We start from the raw sequence: 22,612 nt of genomic DNA, 5'->3' as shown, positions 1-22,612 counted from the left end.
CAACGGCCCGGCCCCCCGAACAGGCAGGGAGCCGGGCCGTTGTCATGCGGACCGTCAGGGTGAAGCCGGGGGGTACAGCCCCCGCGGCAGGCGGGACGCCGCCGTCGCGTCGAGCAGCCACAGCGTGCGGCTGCGTCCGTACGCCCCGGCGGCCGGCGCCTGGATCTCGCCCGCACCGCTCAGCGCGAGCGCAACCGCGTTGGCCTTGTCCTCGCCCGCGGCGAGGAGCCAGACCTCCCGGGCCGCCCGGATCGCCGGCAGCGTCAGGGAGACGCGGGTCGGCGGCGGCTTCGGCGCGCCGTGGACGCCCACGACCGTGCGCTCGGTCTCCCGGACGCCCGGGAGCTCGGGGAAGAGCGAGGCGACGTGGGTGTCCGGGCCGACGCCCAGCAGGAGGACGTCGAAGGACGGCACGGGACCGTGGTCCTCCGGGCGCGCGGCCGCGGCCAGCTCCGCCGCGTAGGCCTCGGCCGCCGCGTCCGCGTCGTCGTGCCTCCCGTCCGCCGCGGGCATGTAGTGCACCCGCGCCGGGTCGAGGTCCACGGCGTCCAGCAGGGCCTCGCGGGCCTGCGTGGCGTTGCGCTCGGGGTCGCCCTCGGGCAGGAAGCGCTCGTCCCCCCACCACAGGTCGAGCCGGGACCAGTCGACCGCGTCCCGGGCGGGCGCGGCGGCGAGGGCCGCGAGCAGCCCGTTGCCGTTGCGCCCGCCGGTGAGGACGACGGAGGCCGAGCCGCGGGCGGACTGGGCGTCCACGATCTTCGTGATCAGCCGGGCCGCCGCGGCGCGGGCCATCAACTCCTTGTCCCGGTGGACGACAATCTGCGGGGTGCTCACTTGCCGGCCGCCTTCTTGCCGCCGGTCTTCTTGGCGGCGGCCGGAGCGGACTTCTCCCCGGCCTCCGGCGCCTCGGAGGCGGCCGGCGCATCGGCGGCGGCCGGCGCATCGGCGGCGGCCGGAGCCTCGGCGGCCTCGGCGGCCGGGGCCTTCGCGGCCGGCGCCGTGGCCGGCGCGTCGTTCAGCCGGTCCACGCCGTACTTCAGCGCCGCCTCGTAGATGTCGTCCGGGTCGAGCCGCCGCAGCTCCTCCGCGAGGAGCTCCGCCGTCTCGCGCCGCTGGAGCGCGACGGCGCGGTCGGGCTGGCCGGGCATGGAGAGCGTGGCCAGGGAGCCGTCCGGGCGGTCCAGGACGACGGGGCCGTTCTTGGTCTCCAGGCGGACGGCGGTGAGGCCGGGGCCGTCGGAGACGGTGCGCCGTACCGGGACGCCGAGGCGGTCGGCGAGCCAGAGGGCGAGGAGTTCGGCGCTGGGGTTGTAGCCCTCGCCCTCGACCTCCGCGGAGACGACGTCGGCGTGCTGCTGGTCCAGGGCGGCCGCGAGCATGGAGCGCCACGGCGTGATCCTGGCCCAGGCGAGGTCGGTGTCGCCGGGCGTGTAGTGCGCCGAGCGGGCCGCGATCTCCTTGACCGGGTCCTCGGCGGCGTACGCGTCGGTGACGCGGCGCTGGCCGAGCGCGCCCAGCGGGTCCTTGTCGGGGGCGACCGGGGAGCCGACCGGCCACCAGACCACCACGGGGGCGTCGGGCAGCAGCAGCGGCAGGACGACCGACTGGGCGTGGTCTATCACCTCGCCGTACAGCCGCAGCACGACGGTCTCGCCGGTGCCCGCGGAGGTGCCGACCCGGACCTCGGCGTCGAGGCGGGCCTTGGCGCGGTCGCGCGGGGAGCGGCTGACGCGCTTGATGACGACGAGCTTGCGCGAGGGGTGCTCGCGGGACGCCTCGTTGGCGGCCTTGAGCGCGTCGTAGGCGTGCTCCTCGTCGGTGACGATGACCAGGGTGAGGACCATGCCGATGGCGGGGGTGCCGATGGCGCGGCGGCCCTGGACCAGCGCGTTGTTGATCTTGCTGGAGGTGGTGTCCGTAAGGTCGATCTTCATGGCCGGCGCCAGCTCCGTCCGTCTCGTGCGAGCATCTCGTCCGCCTCGACCGGGCCCCAGGTGCCGGCCGGGTAGGACGCGGGCTTGCCGTTGCTCTCCCAGTACTGCTCGATCGGGTCGAGGATCTGCCAGGAGAGCTCGACCTCCTTCAGGCGCGGGAAGAGGTTGGCGTCGCCCAGCAGCACATCGAGGATGAGCCGCTCGTAGGCCTCGGGGCTGGACTCGGTGAAGGACTCGCCGTAGGCGAAGTCCATCGAGACGTCCCGGACCTCCATCTGGGTGCCGGGCACCTTGGAGCCGAACCGCAGGGTGACGCCCTCGTCCGGCTGCACCCGGATGACCAGGGCGTTCTGCCCCAGCTCCTCGGTCGCGGTGTGGTCGAAGGGGGAGTGCGGGGCGCGCTGGAAGACGACCGCGATCTCGGTGACGCGGCGGCCCAGGCGCTTGCCGGTGCGCAGGTAGAAGGGGACGCCCGCCCAGCGGCGGTTGTCGATCTCCAGCTTGATCGCGGCGTAGGTGTCGGTCTTGGAGTTGGGGTCGATGCCCTCCTCCTCCAGGTAGCCGACGACCTCTTCGCCGCCCTGCCAGCCGTGCGCGTACTGGCCGCGGACGGTCTCCTTGCCGAGGTCCTTGGGCAGCCGCACGGCGCCCAGCACCTTGGTCTTCTCGGCGACCAGCGCGTCCGCGTCGAAGGAGGCGGGCTCCTCCATGGCGGTCAGCGCGAGCAGCTGGAGCAGGTGGTTCTGGATGACGTCACGGGCGGCGCCGATGCCGTCGTAGTAGCCGGCGCGGCCGCCGATGCCGATGTCCTCGGCCATGGTGATCTGCACGTGGTCGACGTAGGACCGGTTCCAGATCGGCTCGAAGAGGGTGTTGGCGAAGCGGAGCGCCAGGATGTTCTGGACGGTCTCCTTGCCCAGGTAGTGGTCGATCCGGAAGACCTCTTCGGTCGGGAAGACCTCGTGGACGACCTTGTTGAGCTCCTGGGCGCTGGCCAGGTCGTGGCCGAAGGGCTTCTCGATGACGGCGCGCCGCCAGGAGCCCTCCTTCTGGTCGGCCAGCCCGTGCTTCTTCAGCTGCTGGACGACCTTGGGGAACCACTTGGGCGGCACCGAGAGGTAGAAGGCGAAGTTGCCGCCGGTGCCCTGCTGCTTGTCGAGCTCCTGGATGGTGCTCTTGAGCGTCTCGAACGCGGCGTCGTCGTCGAAGTCGCCCTGCACGAAGCGGCAGCCCTGCACCAGCTGCTGCCAGACCTCCTCGCGGAAGGGTGTGCGGGAGTGCTCCTTGACCGCGTCGTGGACGATCTGGGCGAAGTCCTCGTTCTCCCAGTCGCGGCGCGCGAAGCCGATGAGCGAGAAGCCCGGCGGCAGCAGCCCGCGGTTGGCGAGGTCGTAGACCGCCGGCATCAGCTTTTTCCTGGACAAATCGCCCGTGACGCCAAAGATGACCAGGCCCGACGGCCCCGCGATACGCGGGAGCCGTCGGTCCAGAGCGTCACGCAGCGGATTGCTGCTTGTGCTCAATTCACGCCTCCGGAGCGAGGCGCTTGAGCTCCGCCTCGGTGGACTTCAGCAGGTCGTTCCAGGACTGCTCGAACTTGTCGACGCCCTCGTCCTCCAGGAGCTGCACGACGTCGTCGTACGAGATCCCGACCTTGGCGATCGCGTCGAGCTCGGCCTTGGCCTGCTCGTACGTGCCGCGCACCGTGTCACCGGTGATCTGCCCGTGGTCGGCCGTGGCCTCCAGGGTGGCCTCCGGCATGGTGTTGACCGTGTTCGGGGCGACCAGGTCGTCCACGTACAGCGTGTCCTTGTAGGCCGGGTCCTTGACGCCGGTCGAGGCCCACAGCGCACGCTGCTTGTTGGCGCCGGCCTTCTCCAGGGCGGCCCAGCGGTCCGAGGAGAAGACCTCCTCGTACGCCTGGTAGGCCAGGCGGGCGTTGGCGAGGGCGGCCTTGCCGCGCAGCGCCTTGGCCTCGTCGGTGCCCAGGGCGTCCAGGCGCTTGTCGATCTCGGTGTCCACGCGGGACACGAAGAAGGACGCGACCGAGTGGATCAGGGACAGGTCCAGGCCCGCGGCCTTGGCCTGCTCCAGACCGGTCAGGTAGGCGTCCATGACCGCGCGGTAGCGCTCGAGGGAGAAGATCAGCGTGACGTTGACGCTGATGCCCAGGCCGATCACGTCGGCGATGGCCGGCAGGCCCGCCTTGGTGGCCGGGATCTTGATCAGCGTGTTGGGGCGGTCCACCAGCCACGCCAGCTGCTTGGCCTCGGCGACGGTGGCGGCGGTGTTGTGCGCGAGGCGCGGGTCGACCTCGATGGAGACCCGGCCGTCCTGGCCGTCCGTCGCGTCGAAGACCGGGCGCAGGATGTCGGCGGCGTCGCGGACGTCCGCCGTGGTGATCATGCGGATGGCCTCGTCCACGGTGACCTTGCGGGCCGCGAGGTCGGCGAGCTGCGCCTCGTAGCCGTCGCCGCCCGAGATCGCCTTCTGGAAGATCGACGGGTTGGTCGTGACGCCCACGACGTGGCTCTGGTCGATCAGCTCGGCCAGGTTGCCGGACGTGATGCGCTTGCGGGACAGGTCGTCCAGCCAGATCGCGACGCCTTCGTCGGAGAGGCGCTTGAGTGCGTCTGTCATGGGTTCTGCATCTCCTACTTGCTCGTAAAGGGGCGTCAGCGGCGGTTGGCGTCGGCGTGCTCGATCGACTCGCGCGCGGCCGCGACGACGGCCTCGGTGGTCAGACCGAACTCGCGGTAGAGCACCTTGTAGTCGGCGGAGGCGCCGAAGTGCTCCAGCGACACGATGCGGCCGGCCTCGCCGACGTAGCGGTGCCAGGTCAGGCCGATGCCGGCCTCGACGGCCACGCGGGCCTTGACGTCCGGCAGCAGCACGCCGTCGCGGTACGCCTGGTCCTGCTCCTCGAACCACTCGACGGACGGCATGGAGACCACGCGGGTCGGGATGCCCTCGCTCTGGAGCTGCTCGCGGGCCTCGACGGCCAGCTGGACCTCGGAGCCGGTGCCGATCAGGATCACCTGCGGACGGCCGCCCTCGGCCTCGAACAGGACGTAGCCGCCCTTGGCGGCGCCCTCGTTCGCCTCGTACGTCGGGACGTTCTGGCGGGTGAGGGCCAGACCGTGCGGCGCGGGCTTGACGGTGTGGCGCTTGGTGATCTCGCGCCAGGCGATCGCCGTCTCGTTGGCGTCGGCCGGGCGGACCATGTTCAGGCCCGGGATGGCGCGCAGGGCGGCCATGTGCTCGACCGGCTGGTGGGTCGGGCCGTCCTCGCCGAGGCCGATGGAGTCGTGCGTCCACACGTAGGTGACCGGCAGCTTCATCAGGGCGGCCAGACGCACGGCCGGGCGCATGTAGTCGGAGAACACCAGGAAGGTGCCGCCGTAGACGCGGGTGTTGCCGTGCAGCGCGATGCCGTTCATGGTCGAGCCCATGGCGTGCTCGCGGATGCCGAAGTGGATCGTGCGGCCGTAGGGGTTCGCCTCCGGCAGCGGGTTGCCCTTCGGCAGGAAGGACGACGACGGGTCGATCGTGGTGTTGTTCGAGCCGGCGAGGTCGGCGGAGCCGCCCCACAGCTCGGGGATCACGCCGCCCAGCGCCTTGAGGACCTCGCCCGACGCCTTGCGGGTCGCGACGTCCTTGCCGGCCGGGAAGACCGGGAGGGCCTTCTCCCAGCCGTCGGGCAGCTCGCCCGAGGCGATGCGGTCGAACTCCGCGGCGCGCTCCGGGTTGGCCTCGCGCCACTCCTGGATGCGCTTGTCCCACGTGGCGTGCGCCTCGCGGCCGCGGTCGACGACCTTGCGGACGTGGCTGAAGACGTCGTCCTCGACCTGGAAGTCCTGCTCCGGGTCGAAGCCCATGACGCGCTTGGTCGCGGCGACCTCCTCGGCGCCCAGCGCCGAGCCGTGCGAGGCCTCGGTGTTCTGGGCGTTCGGGGCCGGCCAGGCGATGATCGTGCGCGCGGCGATGAGCGAGGGGCGCTCGGTCTCCTCCTGCGCGGCCTTCAGCGCGGCGTGCAGGGCGTGGACGTCGAAGTCGCCGTTGGCGGCCTGCTCGATGCGCTGGACGTGCCAGCCGTAGGCCTCGTAGCGCTTGAGGACGTCCTCGGAGAAGGCGGTCTCGGTGTCGCCCTCGATCGAGATGTGGTTGTCGTCGTAGAGCGCGACGATGTTGCCGAGCTTCTGGTGGCCGGCGAGCGAGGAGGCCTCCGCGGAGATGCCCTCCTCCAGGTCGCCGTCGGAGACGATCGCCCAGATGGTGTGGTCGAACGGGGAGGTCCCCTCGGGGGCCTCCGGGTCGAACAGACCGCGCTCGTAGCGGGCGGCCATGGCCATGCCCACGGCGTTGGCGATGCCCTGGCCCAGCGGGCCGGTCGTCGTCTCGACGCCACGGGTGTGACCGTGCTCCGGGTGGCCGGGGGTCTTGCTGTCCCAGGTGCGGAAGGACTTCAGGTCCGACAGCTCCAGGCCGTAGCCCGCCATGAACAGCTGGACGTACAGCGTCAGGCTGGTGTGGCCGGGGGAGAGGACGAACCGGTCGCGGCCGGTCCAGTCGGCGTCACTGGGGTCGTGGCGCATCATCTTCTGGAACAGCAGATAGGCGGCGGGGGCCAGGCTCATGGCCGTGCCCGGATGGCCGTTGCCGACCTTCTGCACGGAGTCCATGGCCAGGACGCGGGCGGTATCGACGGCCCGCTGGTCCAGTTCGGTCCATTCGAGGTCTGTGGTGGTCGGCTTGGTGCTCACCCTTGGATCAGGGCTCCTCTCCACATGGTCTTATCTGCCGGGGGCGGTATGTTCCGCCACGACGCGGCGTGGTCGAGCCTACCCCTGCGGGGACGTGCATCTTTTCGACGTACAGTCGGCTGCCCGCTTACGGGCAGCCGAATCGCGGCGGCAGGGATTCCCGCCGCGGGTGCGGCGCCCTGTTCACAGCCTGCCGGGCGGGGCGGCCGCCCGCCTCCCGAACGCGACCGTTCCGTCATGTCCGGGGGCTCCGCGGTCGCGTCCGGGTGGTGCGGGGGCGCTTTCTTGATCCCTTCGGTGCGCCCTCAACACGACCCACCCCGGCGGAGGCCGCGCCATGCCCTGCGTCTAAAGTGGCGTGGTACGCGCAAGTCTTTACCGGGCTTTCCGTCCCGGATGTGCTTGCTGGCCTTATCTCTGTCAGGGGTGTGCGTGACGGCCGTCGAATCCCGTCCTGCGGGGGTGCTTACCGAAAGCCCCGGTCACCGGCCGTTCGGAGCCCGTGCCAAGGCGTTCGTGGCGCTGACCAAGCCGCGTGTCATCGAGCTGCTGCTGATGACGACCGTGCCGGTGATGTTCCTCGCGGCCGAGGGCGTGCCCGACCTGTGGCTGGTCCTGGCCACCTGCATCGGCGGCTACCTGTCCGCGGGCGGCGCCGGTGCGTTCAACATGTGGTACGACCGCGACATCGACGCCCTGATGGACCGCACGTCCCAGCGCCCGGTGGTGACCGGCATGGTCTCGCCGCGCGAGTGCCTGGCCTTCGCCACCGCGCTGACCGTGGGCTCGACCCTGTGGTTCTGGTTCCTGGTCAACCCGCTGTCGGCGGTGCTCTCCCTGGGTGCCAACGCCTTCTACGTCGTCGTCTACACGATGATCCTCAAGCGCCGCACCGCGCAGAACATCGTCTGGGGCGGCATCGCGGGCTGCATGCCGGTCATCATCGGCTGGTCGGCCGTCACGAACTCCGTCTCCTGGGCCGCACTCGTCCTCTTCCTGGTCATCTTCTTCTGGACGCCGCCGCACTACTGGCCGCTGTCGATGAAGGTCAAGGACGACTACGAGCGCGTCGGCGTGCCGATGCTCCCCGTCATCGCGGGCAACAAGGCCGTCGCCAAGCAGATCGTCGTCTACAGCTGGGTGATGGTCGCCGTCTCCCTCGCGCTGCAGCCGCTCGGCTACACCGGCTGGTTCTACACGGTGGTGGCGGCCGCGCTCGGCGGCTTCTGGCTGAAGGAGGCCCACGCCCTGCAGGCCCGGGCCAAGGCCGGCATCACGGGTGCGAAGCTCAAGGAGATGCGGCTGTTCCACTGGTCCATCACCTATGTGTCGCTGCTGTTCGTGGCGGTGGCCGTGGATCCCTTCCTTCGCTAATTACTGGTGGGTAGCATCTGCGGTATGGCAGATGACACCACCCCGCAGGACGGCCCGGCCGAGAAGGCCGCGCCCTCGGACGCCCGGGCGGACCGCAAGGCCGCCCGGCTCGAACGCCGGCTCGCTCAGCAGATGAGGGACTTCGCCAAGAGTCACGGCGGCTCCGCCGAGGGCCAGCTGGCCCACATCGCCCGTGGCACCGCCCGCATCGCCCTGGTGGGCGCCAACGGCGAGTGGGGCAACCTCGTCGCCCCCTCCATGGACATCGCCCGCAAGGCCGCCGAGAAGGCCGGGCTCACCCTCCACGACGACTTCGACGGCGAGCTCGCCGCCAAGGTCCGCACCGGCCCGTACGAGTGGTCGCGCATGGCCGGCATCCAGATCGGCGGCCCGGCCAACCCCGCCGATAACTGACGGGCCCCTCGGCCGTTAGACCCGCGGGGAGCGGCCGCACACGCGCCGCTCGGGGGGTACGGCACGAGGGGGGCGGATGGACGGCTTGCCGCTGCTCGTCGACCAGCACAGTCACGGCGCGGTCCACGCGGAGCTGGGCCTCGGCGGGTTCGAGGCGCACCTGGCCGCGGCCGCCGGGGCCGCGGGCCCCGCGCCGCCCGGCACCACCTTCTTCGACAGCCGCACCGGGCTCGCCCTGCGGCGCTGGTGCCCGCCCCTGCTGGGCCTGGACCCGCACTGCCCGCCCGTGCGCTACCTGGCCCGCCGCCGCGAGCTGGGCGCCTACCGAGCGGGGCGGCTGCTGCTGCGCGGCGCGGGCATCGGCACCTTCCTGCTGGAGACCGGGGAGCCGAGCGGCCTCACCTCGGCCGCCGAGCTCGCCGGGGCCGCGGACGGCAGCGCCTACGAGGTCGTCCGGCTCGAACCGCTCGCCGAGCAGGTCGCCGACACCTCCGGAAGCGCGGACTCCTTCACGGCCAACCTGGCCGAGGCGCTCTACGCGGCCGCTCTGAGCGCCACCGCGTTCGCCTGCGGCGTCCCCTTCTGCGACGGCAGCCCGCCGGGTCTCGCGGAGGTGCGCAAGGCCGCGGGCCACTGGCTGCGGACGCGCCGCCCGGGCGGCCGGCTGGACGATCCGGTGCTCGCCCGCCATCTGCTGTGGAGCGCGCTCGCCGCCGGGCTGCCCGTCCAGCTGCACTGCCCCGACCCGCTGCGGCTCTCCCGCTTCCTGCGGGCCACCGCGGGCCTGGGCGCCGATCTGGTGCTGCTGCCGGACCCGTGGCACCACCGGGAGGCCGCGCAGCTCGCGGGGGCCTTCCCGCACGTGTACGCGGACGTGGGCGCCCGGCCCGAGGTGACGCTGCGCGAGGCGCCCTTCGGCAAGCTGCTGTTCTCCAGCGGCGCGCGCGGCCCGGCCGAGCTCTACGTGGTCGCCGCCCGCTCGTTCTCGCAGGCCATGAACCGGCTGATGAACGACTGGGTCGCCGACGGCTGGTGCCGGTGGGCGGACGCGCGCAGGATCGCCTCGCTCGTCGCCTCCGGCACCGCCCGCAGGGTCTACCGGCTGGACGCGGAGGCGGTCTGAAGCGCCTCGTGCTCGCCCGAGGGAGCGGGCAGGGCGGCCGCCTCGCCCCGCTCCCGCAGCGACAGGGAGACCCGCAGCACGGCGATCCACACCAGGCAGGAGCCGAACATGTGGGCGCCGACGACCAGCTCCGGCTCGTCGTTGAAGTACTGCACGTAGCCGATGACGCCCTGGAACATCAGCACGGCGAACAGCTCGGCCACGCGGCGGCGCGGCACGGCCGGGGCCTTCACGGCCCGCAGTACGAACCACAGGGCGATGGTCAGGCCGACCACGATGTAGACGAAGTCGACGTGCAGCTGGGTGACCTCGCGCCAGTCCAGCGGGATGCGGTGGACGTCCTTCTTGGCGTCTCCGGCGTGCCGCCCGGAGCCGGTCACCACCGTGCCGACGAGGATCAGCAGGACGGTCGCCCCGACCAGCACCCAGCTGAGCTGCCGCACCGGACGCGCCACCAGGTCGCGCGGCTCGTCGTCGCCCTCGGCCGAGCGGTGCCACATCACCACGGCCACCGTCAGCAGCGCGGTCGCGGCGAGGAAGTGCAGGGCCACGATGTACGGGTTGAGGCCCGTCAGGACGGTGATGCCGCCGATGATGCCGTTGCTCGCGATGAGCCAGAACTGGGCCCAGCCCAGACGCGTGAGGGAGCGGCGTCGCGGGGTACGCGCGCGTGCCGCCACGATCGCGACGCCGACGAACACGCACAGCACGTACGTCAGCATGCGGTTGGTGAACTCGATGACGCCGTTGATGCCCATCTCCGGGGTCGGCGTCAGGCTGTCCTCGGTGCAGGTGGGCCACGTCGGGCAGCCGAGCCCGGACTGGGTGAGCCGGACCGCGCCGCCCGTGACCACGATGACCACGGCCATCACCACGGCGGCGAGGGCCGCCCGCCGGACGAAGCGCGCGGAGGGCTGCCAGCGGTCGGCGGCGATCTGGAGGGGGTTCAGCGTTTTCGGCACGGGCTCATCGTAAAGGGGAGCTTGTGCACGGATTCACGAGGGGGCGGCGTGACGTGCATTCATGCAGCTCACCGCGCTCGCTTCCGGCAGGGCGCTCATTCCCAGCGGAAGAGCTTCGCCGCCGCTCCGAGGCCCAGCACCGCCCACACGGCGAGGATGGCGAGGTCGCGCCACGGCATGCCCGCGCCGTCCTGCAGCACGTCCCGCAGGCCGTCCGAGAGCGCCGAGATCGGCAGCAGCTCCAGCACCGCCCGCACCCCGCCGGGGAACTTCTCCAGCGGCACGATCACTCCGCCGCCGACCAGCAGCAGGAGGAAGACCAGGTTCGCCGCGGCCAGCGTCACCTCGGCCTTGAGCGTGCCGGCCATCAGCAGCCCGAGCCCGGAGAAGGCCGCCGTGCCCAGGACGAGCAGCAGCAGGACCGCGAAGGGGTTGCCCTGCGGCGACCAGCCCAGCGCGAAGGCGATCACGGTCAGCAGCACGATCTGCAGCACCTCGGTGACCAGCACCGAGCAGGTCTTCGCCGTCATCAGCGCCCAGCGCGGCAGCGGCGTGGCGCCGAGGCGCTTGAGCACGCCGTAGCGGCGCTCGAAGCCGGTGGCGATGGCCTGGCCGGTGAACGCCGTGGACATCACGGCCAGCGCCAGCACGCCCGGGGCCAGGAAGTCGACGGCCTTCCCTTCGCCCGTGTCCACGATGTCGACGGCGCTGAAGAGGACGAGCAGCAGCGTGGGGATGACGACGGTCAGCAGGAGCTGCTCGCCGTTGCGCAGCAGCATGCGCGTCTCCAGCGCGGCCTGCGCGCGGATCATCCGGGAGAGGGGCGCGGCGCCGGGCCGCGGGGCGAACGTCCCGTTGCCCGTCGAGGTCACATCGCTCATGCCCGCAGCTCCTTACCGGTCAGCTCCAGAAAAACGTCCTCCAGCGTGTGCCGCTCGACCGCGATGCGGTCCGGCATGACGCCGTTCTGCGCGCACCACGTGGTCACCGTGGCGAGCAGCTGCGGGTCGATGCGGCCGCCGACGCGGTACGTGCCCGGGGTGAGCTCCGCCGCCGTCGAGTCGGCGGGAAGGGCCTTCAGGAGCGAGTTGAGGTCCAGCCCGGGCCGGCCGCTGAAGCGCAGGGTGTTCTCCGCGCCGCCGCGGCACAGCTCCTCGGGGCTGCCCTGGGCGATGACCCTGCCGCTGTCGATGATGGCGACGTCGTCGGCCAGGGCCTCGGCCTCGTCCATGTAGTGCGTGGTGAGGACGACGGTGACGCCGTCGGCGCGCAGCTCGCGCACCAGGTCCCAGGTGGCGTGCCGGGCCTGCGGGTCGAGGCCGGCCGTCGGCTCGTCGAGGAAGACCAGCTTGGGGCGGCCGACGACGGCCATGGCGAGCGCCAGGCGCTGCTGCTGGCCGCCGGACAGCCGCCGGTAGGCCGTGCGGCCGCAGCCGCCCAGGCCCAGCCTGTCTATGAGGGAGGGAACGTCGAGGGGGTGGGCGTGCAGGGAGGCGACGTGGCGCAGCATCTCCTCCGCGCGCGCCCCCGCGTACACCCCTCCGCTCTGCAGCATCACGCCGACGCGGGGCCGCAGGGCCGCGGAGTCGGCGACGGGGTCGAGCCCGAGGACGCGGACGGTGCCGGCGTCGGGGCGGCGGTAGCCCTCGCAGGTCTCGATCGTGGTGGTCTTGCCGGCTCCGTTGGGGCCGAGGACGGCGGTGAGGCCGCCGCGGGCGACGGACAGGTCGAGCCCGTCCACCGCGGCCTTCTGTCCGTACCGCTTCACCAGCCCGCGGACCTCGACCGCGGGCGGGCCGGGGGCCTCGGGGGTGTCCCCCGGGAAGACGCTGCGCATGGCGGGAAGTCTACGAAGCCCGGCGTGTCCCCGGGTGCCCCGGGGTGGAACCCGCTTCCGGACGGGCGGCCTCCGACCGGGGAAAACCAAGATCGACGGGTGGCGGTTAGGTAACCCTTAGTGATCGAGGACACCGCCGAGTGGGCCCGACCGGGCTTGTCCGGCTCCCGGCAATTACGCAACAATGGTGTTGTGAAATACCCGCGCGAGGTCCCGCAGGGCCCCGCGGCCAGTACGGACGGATCCGTGGCCGCCGGGCCGCAGCAGGCTGCGCCCGCGCCCGCCCGCACCGACGAGCGAGGTCACGACGAGCAGCGCGGCACCCGCAATCGCGTCGCCCGCTCCATCCTCGATCACGGTCCGTCCACCGCGGCCGACCTGGCCGTGCGCCTGGAGCTCACCCAGGCCGCCGTCCGCCGCCACCTCGACACCCTCGTCGCCGAGGGCGTCGTCGAGCCCCGCGAGAAGAGGGTCTACGGCGCGCGCGGCCGCGGCCGCCCCGCCAAGGTCTTCGCCCTGACCGACTGCGGCCGGGACGCCTTCGACCAGGCCTACGACCAGCTCGCCGGGGACGCCCTGCGCTGGATCGCGCAGGCCGCCGGGGGCGGGGAGATGGGCGAGGCCGCCGTCGCCGCCTTCGCCCGGGCCCGCATGGCCGCCCAGGCCGAGGGCTACCGCAAGGCGCTCGAGGCCGCCGCGCCCGAGTCGCGCACCGAGGCCCTTGCCAGGGCATTGACCGCGGACGGGTACGCTGCTACGGCGCGTAGCGCGCCGGTCGGCGAACAGCTTTGCCAGCACCACTGCCCGGTCGCCCATGTCGCCGAGCAGTTCCCGCAGCTGTGCGAGGCGGAGACCGAGGTCTTCTCCCGCCTGCTCGGGACTCATGTGCAGCGTCTTGCCACCATCGCCCACGGCGACGGGGTGTGCACGACGTTCATCCCGAAGAGCAAGACCAAGACCACCACAGCATCCGCCAGCACGGCCGGGAGGAACCCCGCATGACTCTCCCCACGGAGACTGCCCACCCTGAGCTCGAAGGCCTGGGCACGTACGAATACGGCTGGGCCGACTCCGACGTGGCCGGTGCCGCCGCCAAGCGCGGCCTCTCCGAGGCGGTCGTCCGCGACATCTCGGCCAAGAAGTCCGAGCCGGAGTGGATGCTCAAGCTGCGCCTGAAGGGCCTGAAGCTCTTCGACAAGAAGCCCATGCCGACCTGGGGCTCCGACCTCTCCGGCATCGACTTCGACAACATCAAGTACTTCGTCCGTTCCACGGAGAAGCAGGCCGCCACCTGGGAGGACCTGCCCGAGGACATCAAGAACACCTACGACAAGCTGGGCATCCCGGAGGCCGAGAAGCAGCGCCTGGTCGCCGGTGTCGCCGCGCAGTACGAGTCGGAGGTCGTCTACCACCAGATCCGTGAGGATCTGGAGGAGCAGGGCGTCATCTTCCTGGACACCGACACGGCCCTGAAGGAGCACCCCGAGCTCTTCCAGGAGTACTTCGGCACGGTCATCCCGGTCGGTGACAACAAGTTCGCCTCGCTGAACTCCGCCGTGTGGTCCGGCGGCTCCTTCATCTACGTCCCGAAGGGTGTCCACGTCGACATCCCGCTGCAGGCCTACTTCCGTATCAACACGGAGAACATGGGCCAGTTCGAGCGGACGCTGATCATCGTCGACGAGGACGCCTACGTCCACTACGTCGAGGGCTGCACCGCCCCGATCTACTCCTCGGACTCGCTGCACAGCGCCGTCGTGGAGATCATCGTCAAGAAGGGCGGCCGCTGCCGCTACACGACCATCCAGAACTGGTCGAACAACGTCTACAACCTGGTCACCAAGCGGGCCGTGGCCTACGAGGGCGCGACCATGGAGTGGGTCGACGGCAACATCGGCTCCAAGGTGACGATGAAGTACCCGGCCGTGTACCTGATGGGCGAGCACGCCAAGGGCGAGACGCTCTCCATCGCCTTCTCCGGCCAGGGCCAGCACCAGGACGCCGGCGCCAAGATGGTCCACATGGCGCCGAACACCTCCTCCAACATCGTCTCCAAGTCGGTGGCGCGGGGCGGCGGCCGTACCTCCTACCGCGGTCTGATCGAGATCGGCGAGGGCGCCCACGGCTCCAAGTCGAACGTGCTCTGCGACGCCCTGCTCGTGGACACCATCTCCCGCTCGGACACCTACCCCTACGTCGACGTCCGTGAGGACGACGTCTCCATGGGCCACGAGGCGACCGTCTCCAAGGTGAGCGACGACCAGCTCTTCTACCTGATGAGCCGCGGCCTCTCCGAGGACGAGGCGATGGCGATGATCGTGCGCGGCTTCGTCGAGCCGATCGCCCGCGAGCTGCCCATGGAGTACGCGCTGGAGCTCAACCGGCTGATCGAGCTGCAGATGGAAGGCTCCGTCGGCTGACCCTCCCCCCGCCCCGGAGGCGGGGGAGGGGCACGGACGCCCCCGACCGCAGCAGCGAACCCTTTGTGACAGGAAGAGAGCACGACGACAGCCATGGCTGACAACACCCCCGCCGGCAGCACGACCGACGGCGCCATCCAGGTGGGCGGGCCCCGCCAGCCCATCGACGCGCGCGTGAGCGCCCCCGCCTCGTACGACGTGGCGGACTTCCCCGTGCCGCACGGCCGCGAGGAGGAGTGGCGCTTCACCCCGCTGGAGCGCCTGCGCGGTCTGCACGACGGCACCGCCGTTGCGAACGGCGGCGGCGTCAAGGTCGAGGTCAGCGCCCCCGCGGGCGTCACCGTCGAGACCGTCGGCCGGGACGACGCCCGCCTCGGCCGCTCCGGCAAGCCGGTCGACCGCGTCGCCGCCCAGGCCTACACCTCCTTCGAGAAGGCCTCGGTCGTCTCGATCCCCAAAGACACCGTCCTCACCGAGCCCGTCACGATCTCCGTGCAGGGCGAGGGCGGCGTGGCCTTCGGCCACCAGGTGATCGAGGTCGGCGCCTTCGCCGAGGCCGTCGTCGTCCTCGACCACACCGGTGACACCACGCTCGCCGCCAACGTCGAGTTCCTCATCGGCGACGGCGCCAAGCTCACCGTCGTCTCCGTCCAGGACTGGGACGCCACCGCCGTGCACGCCGCCCAGCACACCGCGCTGGTCGGCCGCGACGCCTCCTTCAAGTCCGTGATCGTCACCTTCGGCGGCGACCTGGTCCGCCTCCACCCCCGGGTCGTCTACGGCGCCCCCGGCGGCGAGGCCGAGCTCTACGGCCTGTACTTCACGGACAAGGGCCAGCACCAGGAGCACCGCCTCTTCGTCGACCACGACACCCCGCACTGCCGCAGCAACGTCGCCTACAAGGGCGCGCTGCAGGGCCAGGACGCCCACGCCGTCTGGATCGGCGACGTCCTCATCCGCGCGGAGGCCGAGGGCACCGACACCTACGAGCTCAACCGCAACCTCGTCCTCACCGACGGCGCCCGCGTCGACTCCGTGCCCAACCTGGAGATCGAGACCGGCGAGATCGTCGGCGCCGGCCACGCCTCGGCGACCGGCCGCTTCGACGACGAGCAGCTGTTCTACCTGATGGCCCGCGGCATCCCGGCCGACGAAGCCCGCCGCCTGGTGGTCCGCGGCTTCTTCGCCGAGCTGGTCCAGCAGATCGGCATCCCGGAACTCGAGGAGCGCCTCATCGCCAAGATCGAGGCCGAGCTGGAGGCGTCGGTGGCATGAGCGAGACCCCGTACATCCGCGCGGCCGCGCTGAGCGACCTGGAGGAGGACACCCCCAAGCGGGTCGAGATCGACGGCGTCCCCGTCTCCCTCGTCCGCACCGAGGGGGAGGTCTTCGCCATCAACGACATCTGCTCGCACGCGAACGTCTCGCTCTCCGAGGGCGAGGTGGAGGACTGCGCCATCGAGTGCTGGCTGCACGGCTCCAGCTTCGACCTGCGCACCGGCAAGCCCTCCGGCCTGCCCGCCACGCGCCCCGTCCCCGTATACCCCGTCAAGATCGAAGGGGACGACGTGCTCGTCTCCGTCACCCAGGAGTCCTGAGTTCCCCATGGCAACGCTTGAGATCCACGACCTGCACGTCTCCGTCGAAGCCGAGAACGGCCCGCGCGAGATCCTCAAGGGCGTCGACCTGACCGTGAAGCAGGGCGAGACCCACGCCATCATGGGCCCCAACGGCTCCGGCAAGTCGACCCTGGCGTACTCCCTCGCGGGTCACCCCAAGTACACGATCACCGGCGGCACCGTCACCCTCGACGGCGAGGACGTCCTGGAGATGTCCGTCGACGAGCGCGCCCGCGCCGGCGTCTTCCTCGCCATGCAGTACCCCGTCGAGGTGCCCGGCGTCTCGGTCTCCAACTTCCTGCGCACCTCCGCCACCGCCATCCGCGGCGAGGCCCCCAAGCTGCGCACCTGGGTGAAGGAGGTCAAGGAGGCCATGGAGCGCCTCAACATGGACCCCGCCTTCGCCGAGCGCAACGTCAACGAGGGCTTCTCCGGCGGTGAGAAGAAGCGCCACGAGATCCTCCAGCTCGAGCTCCTCAAGCCGAAGATCGCGATCCTCGACGAGACCGACTCCGGCCTCGACGTCGACGCCCTGCGCCAGGTCTCCGAGGGCGTCAACCGCGTCCGCGAGACCGGTGAGGTCGGCACCCTGCTGATCACGCACTACACGCGCATCCTGCGCTACATCAAGCCGGACTTCGTCCACGTCTTCTCGGGCGGCCGCATCGTCGAGTCCGGTGGCGCCGAGCTCGCCGACAAGCTCGAGGCCGAGGGCTACGAGGCCTACCAGACGAAGGGTGGCGTAACCGCGTGACCATACTGCCGGGCCTCCTCGACACCGAGGCGATTCGCAAGGACTTCCCCATCCTGGACCGCACGGTCCACGACGGTAAGAAGATCGTCTACCTGGACTCCGCGGCCACCTCCCAGAAGCCGCGCCAGGTGCTCGACGCGCTCAACGCGTACTACGAGCGGCACAACGCCAACGTCCACCGCGGCGTCTACACCATCGCCGAGGAGGCCACGGCGCTGTACGAGGGCGCGCGCGACAAGGTCGCCGCCTTCATCAACGCCCCCAGCCGCGACGAGGTGATCTTCACCAAGAACGCCTCCGAGTCGCTCAACCTCGTGGCCAACATGCTCGGCTGGGCCGACGAGCCCTACCGGGTCGACCACGACACCGAGATCGTCATCACCGAGATGGAGCACCACTCCAACATCGTGCCGTGGCAGCTGCTCTCGCAGCGCACCGGCGCGAAGCTGAAGTGGTTCGGCCTCACCGACGACGGCCGGCTCGACCTGTCCAACATCGACGAGATCATCACCGAGAAGACCAAGGTCGTCTCGTTCGTGCTGGTCTCCAACATCATGGGCACCGTCAACCCCGTCGAGACCATCGTCCGGCGCGCCCAGGAGGTCGGTGCGCTCGTCGTCATCGACGCCTCCCAGGCCGCCCCGCACATGGTGCTGGACGTCCAGGCCCTCCAGGCCGACTTCGTGGCCTTCACCGGCCACAAGATGTGCGGCCCGACGGGCATCGGCGTCCTGTGGGGCCGCCAGGAGCTGCTGGAGGACCTCCCGCCGTTCCTCGGCGGCGGCGAGATGATCGAGACCGTCTCGATGCACTCCTCCACCTACGCCCCCGCGCCGCACAAGTTCGAGGCCGGGACGCCCCCGATCGCCCAGGCCGTCGGCCTCGGCGCAGCGGTGGACTACCTGTCGTCGATCGGCATGGAGAACATCGCCCGGCACGAGCACGCCATCACGCAGTACGCCGTGCGCCGCCTCCAGGAGGTGCCGGACCTGCGCATCATCGGCCCCACCACGGCCGAGGACCGCGGCGCCACGATCTCCTTCACGCTCGGTGACATCCACCCGCACGACGTGGGCCAGGTCCTCGACGAGCAGGGCATCGCGGTGCGCGTGGGCCACCACTGCGCGCGGCCCGTCTGCCTCCGGTACGGAATTCCTGCGACCACGCGGGCGTCGTTCTATCTGTACTCCACCCCCGGTGAGGTCGACGCCTTGGTCGAGGGTCTGGAGCACGTCCGGAACTTCTTCGGCTGAGAGCTGCTGACTGTGAAGCTTGATTCGATGTACCAGGACGTCATCCTGGACCACTACAAGCACCCGCACGGCCGGGGCTTGCGGGACGGCGACGCCGAGGTGCACCACGTCAACCCGACCTGCGGCGACGAGATCACGCTGCGGGTGCGCATGGCCGGCGACACCATCGAGGACGTCTCGTACGAGGGCCAGGGCTGCTCCATCAGCCAGGCCAGCGCTTCCGTGCTCAACGAGCTGCTGGTCGGCAAGGAGCTGGAGCAGGCGCAGAAGATCCAGGAGACCTTCCTGGAGCTGATGCAGTCCAAGGGCCGTATCGAGCCGGACGACGCGATGGAGGAGGTGCTGGAGGACGCGGTCGCGTTCGCCGGCGTCTCCAAGTACCCGGCGCGCGTGAAGTGTGCTCTGCTGAGCTGGATGGCGTGGAAGGACGCGACCGCCCAGGCAGTGGGCGAGGGCGCTGAAAGGAAGACCGCATGAGTGACAACGCAGAGGTGACCACCAAGCCGGCCACGGAGGAAGAGGTCCGCGAGGCCCTCTACGACGTGGTCGACCCCGAGCTGGGCATCGACGTCGTCAACCTCGGCCTGATCTACGGCATCCACATCGACGACGCCAACATCGCCACCCTCGACATGACCCTGACGTCCGCGGCCTGCCCGCTGACCGACGTCATCGAGGACCAGGCGAAGTCGGCCACCGAGGGCATCGTCAACGAGCTCCGGATCAACTGGGTCTGGATGCCGCCGTGGGGCCCGGACAAGATCACGGACGAGGGCCGCGAGCAGCTCCGGGCGCTCGGCTTCAACGTCTGAGCCGCACCCCGTACGAGCCGTACGACCCCGTACGACAGCAGCAGCCCGCCCCCTGACCCCCGGTCAGGGGGCGGGCTGCTGCTGTGTGGCGCAGTGGATGCCGCCACCGCCCTCCGCCAGGTCGTGGATCTCCACCTGGCGGACCGTGCGGCCGGGGTGGAGGTCGCGCAGGAGGGACGCCGCGTGGTCGTCGGCGCAGCGGTCGCCGAAGCGGGGGACGAGCACGGCGCCGTTCGCCACGTAGTAGTTGGCGTAGCAGCCGAGGAAGTCCTCGCCGCGCCTGCCGAGCTCCGCCGGGTCCGGCTCGGGGAGGTCCACGATCTCCAGGCGGCGGCCGTGGGCGTCGGTGGCCGCTTCCAGAGCGGCGCGCGCCTGTTCGTACACGCGCGTCCAGACGTCCGGCCGGGCCCCGGGCGGCGGGCTGCTCAGCAGGACCGTGCCGGGGGCGGCGAAGCGGGCCAGGGCGTCGACGTGGCAGTCGGTGACGTCCTCGCCGCGCACGCCCTCCAGCCAGATCACCTTGCGGACGCCGAGCAGCTCCCGCAGGGCCTTCTCGATGTCGTCGCGCGAGCGGCCCGGGTTGCGGTTGTCGTTCACCAGCGAGCTCTCGGTGACCAGCAGCGTGCCCTCTCCGTCGGTCTCCAGCGAGCCGCCCTCGGCGACGACCGGCGCCTCGGTGCGGGGCACCCCGAAGGCCTCCAGCACCCGGCGCGCGACCAGGCCGTCCCGGGGGTGCTCCTGCTTGCCGCCCCAGCCGTTGAAGCCGAAGTCCACGCCCGCGGCCGCCCCGCCGGGCCCGGTGACGAAGACGGGGCCGGAGTCGCGCAGCCAGAGGTCGTCGACGGGCAGGGGGACGACCTCGACGCCCCCGCCGCACGCCTTCCGCGCCGCCGCGGCGTCCTCGGGGGCCGCGAGCAGCACCACGGGCTCGTACTCCGCGATCGTCCGGGCGACCGCGGCGACGTCCCTGCGCACCGCGGCGGTGTACCGGCCCCAGACGGAACCGGCCGGCGGCCAGCCCATGAAGGTGCGCAGGTGGGGCTGTGACTCGGCGGGCATCTGATGCATCGACGGGATTCCTCGGAGCTGCTCGGACGGATGGACTGCGGGGACCGCGGCCAGGGTTTCTCCACCACCATGACGCGGAAATCGCCGTCGGCGTTGAGGGTGGCGCGGTGCCTCGTGGCCATGAACGCCGGAACGGCCTACGCCATCCGGTCCTGCGCCGGCACCACCGCCGTGGCCGCCGCGAGGGCGACCGGTTCGCCTTGAGAGGGCCGGTCCGGTTAGGTTTTCGAGCATGACCGATGCTGTTGCCCCCCGTACCACCGGCGCCGTCGCCGCCGGCCTTGCCACGATCACCGAGGACGGGACCGTCCTCGACACCTGGTTCCCCGCCCCGGAGCTCACCGAGGCCGCCGGCCCGGCCGGCACCGAGCGGCTGAGCGCCGAGCGCGCCGCCGAGCTGCTCGGCGAGAACGCCCTCAAGGCCGTCGGCCCGGACCCGCGCCGGGGTGTCGAGGTCGTGGCCGTCCGTACGGTCATCGCCTCGCTGGACGACAAGCCGCTCGACGCGCACGACGTCTACCTGCGCCTGCACCTGCTCTCCCACCGTCTGGTCAAGCCGCACGGCCAGAACCTGGACGGCATCTTCGGGATGCTCGCCAACGTCGCCTGGACCTCGCTCGGCCCCGTCGCCGTCGACCGCGTCGAGACCACGCGCCTGGCCGCCCGCGCCGAGGGCCTGCACCTGCAGGTGACCAGCATCGACAAGTTCCCGCGGATGACGGACTACGTCGTCCCGTCCGGCGTGCGCATCGCCGACGCCGACCGCGTCCGCCTCGGTGCCCACATCGGCTCCGGCACCACCGTCATGCACGAGGGCTTCGTCAACTTCAACGCCGGCACGCTGGGCACCTCCATGGTCGAGGGCCGCATCAGCGCGGGCGTCGTCGTCGGCGACGGCACCGACATCGGCGGCGGCGCCTCCACCATGGGCACGCTCTCCGGCGGCGGCAAGCAGATCATCTCCATCGGCGAGCGCTGCCTGCTCGGCGCCGAGTCGGGCATCGGCATCGCGCTCGGCGACGAGTGCGTCGTCGAGGCCGGCCTGTACGTCACGGCCGGCACCCGCGTCACCCTGCCGGACGGCGAGATCGTCAAGGCGCTGACGCTCTCGGGCGCGGACAACATCCTCTTCCGCCGCAACTCCACGACGGGCGCCGTCGAGGCCCGCCCCTACAAGAGCACCTGGGGCGGCCTGAACGAGATCCTGCACAGCCACAACTGACCCCCGGCGGTCACCTGCGCACGAGCGCCCTCCCGAGGCCGGAAGGCCCCGGGAGGGCGCTCTGCCGTGCCTGCCCGGGCCGACGCGGAGGCGATCGGCCCGGTCCGCTAGAGCCCCAGTTCCGCGTACGCCTTGAGGAGGGCCTCCGTGCGCTCGGGGGCCGCCGGGCGCAGGGGCGCGCGGACCGGGCCGGCGGGCAGGCCCCGGGCGTTCAGGAGGGCCTTCGCCGTGACCGTGCCCGGCAGGCCGGAGGCCATCATCAGCTCGGTCAGGGGCAGTACCTGCTGGTGCAGGCGGGTGGCCTCCGCCGGGGCGCCGCGGTCGAAGGCGTCCAGGGCCGCGGCCAGCAGCGGGCCCGCGACGTTGGCGACCGTGCTGACGTAGCCGGTCGCGCCCACGGCGCGCAGCGGAAGGTTGAGCTCCTCGCAGCCCGAGTAGTACGCGAGGTCCGTGGCCGCGATGACCTTCGCGCTGCCCAGGAGGTCGTACGCGCAGTCCTTGACTCCCGCGATGCGCGGGTGCCCGGCCAGGCGCAGCATGGTGCCGGGTTCGATGCGGGTGCCGGTGCGGCCGGGGATGTCGTAGAGCATCACGGGCAGTCCGGTGGCGTCGGCCACGGTCAGGAAGTGCTCGGCGACGTCCTCCTGCGGCGGCCGGCTGTAGTAGGGGGTCACCACCAGCAGGCCGTGCGCGCCCGCCGCCTCGGCGGCGCGGGCGAGTTCCACGGTGTGCCGGGTGTCGGCCGAGCCGACGCCCGCCGTGATGCGCGCCCGGTCGCCGACGGCCTCCGCCACGGCCCGCACGAGCGCGCTCTTCTCCGCGTCGCTCGTGGTCGGCGACTCGCCGGTGGTGCCGTTGAGGACGAGGCCGTCGCAGCCGCCGTCCCCGACGAGGCGGTCGGCGAGGGCCTGTGCCCCGTCGAGGTCGAGCTCCCCCTCCGGGGTGAAGGGGGTGACCATCGCGCAGACGGTACGGCCGAAGGGGCTGGTGGGAGTGGGCGTCATGGACGCGATTCTCGGCCCCTTCGACCGTACAGGTCTATTTAATTGTTCTCGGG

22 protein-coding genes are annotated in these 22,612 nt (G+C 71.5%); 12 read left to right on the top strand and 10 right to left on the bottom strand.

Going from position 1 to position 22,612, the window contains the following annotated elements; translation table 11 throughout:
• Positions 1 to 54 precede the first annotated feature (54 nt).
• The 5 genes from pgl to tkt are packed head-to-tail and all read right to left on the bottom strand — an operon-like array spanning position 55 to position 6,697.
• Entirely contained in the window at positions 55 to 834 is a 780-nt protein-coding gene (pgl, locus tag NQU55_RS17275; protein WP_168095177.1) for a 6-phosphogluconolactonase, read from the bottom strand.
• Positions 831 to 1,934: a glucose-6-phosphate dehydrogenase assembly protein OpcA gene (gene opcA / locus NQU55_RS17270; protein WP_168095176.1), complete on the bottom strand. Its 1,104-nt coding sequence runs from the start codon at positions 1,932 to 1,934 to the stop codon at positions 831 to 833. The genes pgl and opcA overlap by 4 nt, the downstream gene beginning before the upstream one ends.
• A complete protein-coding gene (gene zwf, locus NQU55_RS17265; protein ID WP_256790800.1) occupies positions 1,931 to 3,457 on the bottom strand; it encodes a glucose-6-phosphate dehydrogenase in 1,527 nt (508 codons plus the stop codon). The genes opcA and zwf overlap by 4 nt, the downstream gene beginning before the upstream one ends.
• Position 3,458: 1 nt before the next feature.
• Positions 3,459 to 4,574, bottom strand: a complete 1,116-nt coding sequence (gene tal / locus NQU55_RS17260) for a transaldolase (protein ID WP_168093271.1) — start codon at positions 4,572 to 4,574, stop codon at positions 3,459 to 3,461.
• Positions 4,575 to 4,609: 35 nt separating this feature from the next.
• Positions 4,610 to 6,697: a transketolase gene (gene tkt / locus NQU55_RS17255; RefSeq protein WP_168093270.1), complete on the bottom strand. Its 2,088-nt coding sequence runs from the start codon at positions 6,695 to 6,697 to the stop codon at positions 4,610 to 4,612.
• Positions 6,698 to 7,129: 432 nt separating this feature from the next.
• Between tkt and NQU55_RS17250 the strand changes: the two genes are divergently transcribed.
• The 3 genes from NQU55_RS17250 (at position 7,130) to NQU55_RS17240 (ending at position 9,608) form a co-directional block, all read left to right on the top strand.
• Positions 7,130 to 8,071 (top strand): heme o synthase, encoded by a 942-nt coding sequence (locus tag NQU55_RS17250; RefSeq protein ID WP_256790799.1) that lies wholly within the window; start codon positions 7,130 to 7,132, stop codon positions 8,069 to 8,071.
• A 24-nt stretch (positions 8,072 to 8,095) separates the two neighbouring features.
• Positions 8,096 to 8,485, top strand: a complete 390-nt coding sequence (locus NQU55_RS17245; protein ID WP_168093268.1) for a hypothetical protein — start codon at positions 8,096 to 8,098, stop codon at positions 8,483 to 8,485.
• Positions 8,486 to 8,561: 76 nt separating this feature from the next.
• Positions 8,562 to 9,608, top strand: a complete 1,047-nt coding sequence (locus NQU55_RS17240) for an amidohydrolase family protein (protein ID WP_168093267.1) — start codon at positions 8,562 to 8,564, stop codon at positions 9,606 to 9,608.
• Here NQU55_RS17240 and NQU55_RS17235 read toward each other — a convergent pair.
• The 3 genes from NQU55_RS17235 to NQU55_RS17225 all read right to left on the bottom strand — a co-directional run bounded on the left by NQU55_RS17235 (position 9,581) and on the right by NQU55_RS17225 (position 12,407).
• Entirely contained in the window at positions 9,581 to 10,570 is a 990-nt protein-coding gene (locus tag NQU55_RS17235; RefSeq protein ID WP_168093266.1) for a COX15/CtaA family protein, read from the bottom strand. The genes NQU55_RS17240 and NQU55_RS17235 overlap by 28 nt on opposite strands.
• Positions 10,571 to 10,665: 95 nt before the next feature.
• Entirely contained in the window at positions 10,666 to 11,451 is a 786-nt protein-coding gene (locus NQU55_RS17230) for an ABC transporter permease (protein ID WP_168093265.1), read from the bottom strand.
• Positions 11,448 to 12,407 (bottom strand): ABC transporter ATP-binding protein, encoded by a 960-nt coding sequence (locus tag NQU55_RS17225; RefSeq protein ID WP_168093264.1) that lies wholly within the window; start codon positions 12,405 to 12,407, stop codon positions 11,448 to 11,450. Before NQU55_RS17225 ends, NQU55_RS17230 begins: the two co-directional genes overlap by 4 nt.
• A gap of 192 nt (positions 12,408 to 12,599) precedes the next feature.
• Here NQU55_RS17225 and NQU55_RS17220 point away from each other — a divergent pair, with 192 nt between their 5' ends.
• The 8 genes from NQU55_RS17220 to NQU55_RS17185 all read left to right on the top strand — a co-directional run bounded on the left by NQU55_RS17220 (position 12,600) and on the right by NQU55_RS17185 (position 19,265).
• Positions 12,600 to 13,409, top strand: coding sequence for a helix-turn-helix transcriptional regulator (locus NQU55_RS17220; RefSeq protein ID WP_372504735.1), 810 nt, complete (start codon positions 12,600 to 12,602; stop codon positions 13,407 to 13,409).
• A complete protein-coding gene (sufB, locus tag NQU55_RS17215; RefSeq protein WP_058044943.1) occupies positions 13,406 to 14,827 on the top strand; it encodes a Fe-S cluster assembly protein SufB in 1,422 nt (473 codons plus the stop codon). The genes NQU55_RS17220 and sufB overlap by 4 nt, the downstream gene beginning before the upstream one ends.
• A 93-nt stretch (positions 14,828 to 14,920) precedes the next feature.
• Positions 14,921 to 16,102, top strand: coding sequence for a Fe-S cluster assembly protein SufD (gene sufD, locus NQU55_RS17210; RefSeq protein WP_256790798.1), 1,182 nt, complete (start codon positions 14,921 to 14,923; stop codon positions 16,100 to 16,102).
• Positions 16,099 to 16,425, top strand: coding sequence for a non-heme iron oxygenase ferredoxin subunit (locus tag NQU55_RS17205; RefSeq protein WP_058044945.1), 327 nt, complete (start codon positions 16,099 to 16,101; stop codon positions 16,423 to 16,425). The genes sufD and NQU55_RS17205 overlap by 4 nt, the downstream gene beginning before the upstream one ends.
• A 7-nt stretch (positions 16,426 to 16,432) precedes the next feature.
• Positions 16,433 to 17,200 (top strand): Fe-S cluster assembly ATPase SufC, encoded by a 768-nt coding sequence (sufC, locus tag NQU55_RS17200; protein WP_256790797.1) that lies wholly within the window; start codon positions 16,433 to 16,435, stop codon positions 17,198 to 17,200.
• Positions 17,197 to 18,453, top strand: coding sequence for a cysteine desulfurase (locus NQU55_RS17195; RefSeq protein ID WP_168092261.1), 1,257 nt, complete (start codon positions 17,197 to 17,199; stop codon positions 18,451 to 18,453). The genes sufC and NQU55_RS17195 overlap by 4 nt, the downstream gene beginning before the upstream one ends.
• Before the next feature lie 12 nt (positions 18,454 to 18,465).
• The gene (gene sufU / locus NQU55_RS17190; protein ID WP_168092262.1) at positions 18,466 to 18,930 is read left to right on the top strand and encodes a Fe-S cluster assembly sulfur transfer protein SufU; all 465 of its coding nucleotides are present in this window, start codon (positions 18,466 to 18,468) and stop codon (positions 18,928 to 18,930) included.
• On the top strand, positions 18,927 to 19,265 hold the full coding sequence (locus tag NQU55_RS17185) for a metal-sulfur cluster assembly factor (RefSeq protein ID WP_058044949.1): 339 nt from the start codon (positions 18,927 to 18,929) through the stop codon (positions 19,263 to 19,265). Before sufU ends, NQU55_RS17185 begins: the two co-directional genes overlap by 4 nt.
• Positions 19,266 to 19,328: 63 nt before the next feature.
• Here NQU55_RS17185 and NQU55_RS17180 read toward each other — a convergent pair whose 3' ends face one another.
• Entirely contained in the window at positions 19,329 to 20,333 is a 1,005-nt protein-coding gene (locus NQU55_RS17180) for an agmatine deiminase family protein (protein WP_168092263.1), read from the bottom strand.
• 232 nt (positions 20,334 to 20,565) lie between these two features.
• Between NQU55_RS17180 and dapD the strand changes: the two genes are divergently transcribed.
• A complete protein-coding gene (dapD, locus tag NQU55_RS17175; RefSeq protein WP_168092264.1) occupies positions 20,566 to 21,555 on the top strand; it encodes a 2,3,4,5-tetrahydropyridine-2,6-dicarboxylate N-succinyltransferase in 990 nt (329 codons plus the stop codon).
• A gap of 107 nt (positions 21,556 to 21,662) precedes the next feature.
• Here the strand turns inward: dapD and dapA are convergent, their stop codons facing one another.
• On the bottom strand, positions 21,663 to 22,559 hold the full coding sequence (gene dapA, locus NQU55_RS17170) for a 4-hydroxy-tetrahydrodipicolinate synthase (RefSeq protein ID WP_168092265.1): 897 nt from the start codon (positions 22,557 to 22,559) through the stop codon (positions 21,663 to 21,665).
• Between the last annotated feature and the right edge of the window lie 53 nt (positions 22,560 to 22,612).

Origin of the sequence: Streptomyces telluris (assembly GCF_024519335.1) — a bacterium.
Lineage (GTDB): Bacteria > Actinomycetota > Actinomycetes > Streptomycetales > Streptomycetaceae > Streptomyces > Streptomyces telluris.
Note: the sequence above shows the minus strand (reverse complement) of the source record. Positions and strands in the feature narration are given on the sequence as shown.

Coding starts and splice junctions, on each gene's coding strand:
- opcA (WP_168095176.1), bottom strand. CDS start 1,934: ATGAAGATCGACCTTACGGACACCACCTCCAGCAAGATCAACAACGCG.
- tal (WP_168093271.1), bottom strand. CDS start 4,574: ATGACAGACGCACTCAAGCGCCTCTCCGACGAAGGCGTCGCGATCTGG.
- NQU55_RS17245 (WP_168093268.1), top strand. CDS start 8,096: ATGGCAGATGACACCACCCCGCAGGACGGCCCGGCCGAGAAGGCCGCG.
- NQU55_RS17240 (WP_168093267.1), top strand. CDS start 8,562: ATGGACGGCTTGCCGCTGCTCGTCGACCAGCACAGTCACGGCGCGGTC.
- NQU55_RS17230 (WP_168093265.1), bottom strand. CDS start 11,451: ATGAGCGATGTGACCTCGACGGGCAACGGGACGTTCGCCCCGCGGCCC.
- NQU55_RS17225 (WP_168093264.1), bottom strand. CDS start 12,407: ATGCGCAGCGTCTTCCCGGGGGACACCCCCGAGGCCCCCGGCCCGCCC.
- sufB (WP_058044943.1), top strand. CDS start 13,406: ATGACTCTCCCCACGGAGACTGCCCACCCTGAGCTCGAAGGCCTGGGC.
- sufD (WP_256790798.1), top strand. CDS start 14,921: ATGGCTGACAACACCCCCGCCGGCAGCACGACCGACGGCGCCATCCAG.
- NQU55_RS17205 (WP_058044945.1), top strand. CDS start 16,099: ATGAGCGAGACCCCGTACATCCGCGCGGCCGCGCTGAGCGACCTGGAG.
- sufC (WP_256790797.1), top strand. CDS start 16,433: ATGGCAACGCTTGAGATCCACGACCTGCACGTCTCCGTCGAAGCCGAG.
- NQU55_RS17185 (WP_058044949.1), top strand. CDS start 18,927: ATGAGTGACAACGCAGAGGTGACCACCAAGCCGGCCACGGAGGAAGAG.
- NQU55_RS17180 (WP_168092263.1), bottom strand. CDS start 20,333: ATGCATCAGATGCCCGCCGAGTCACAGCCCCACCTGCGCACCTTCATG.
- dapD (WP_168092264.1), top strand. CDS start 20,566: ATGACCGATGCTGTTGCCCCCCGTACCACCGGCGCCGTCGCCGCCGGC.
- dapA (WP_168092265.1), bottom strand. CDS start 22,559: ATGACGCCCACTCCCACCAGCCCCTTCGGCCGTACCGTCTGCGCGATG.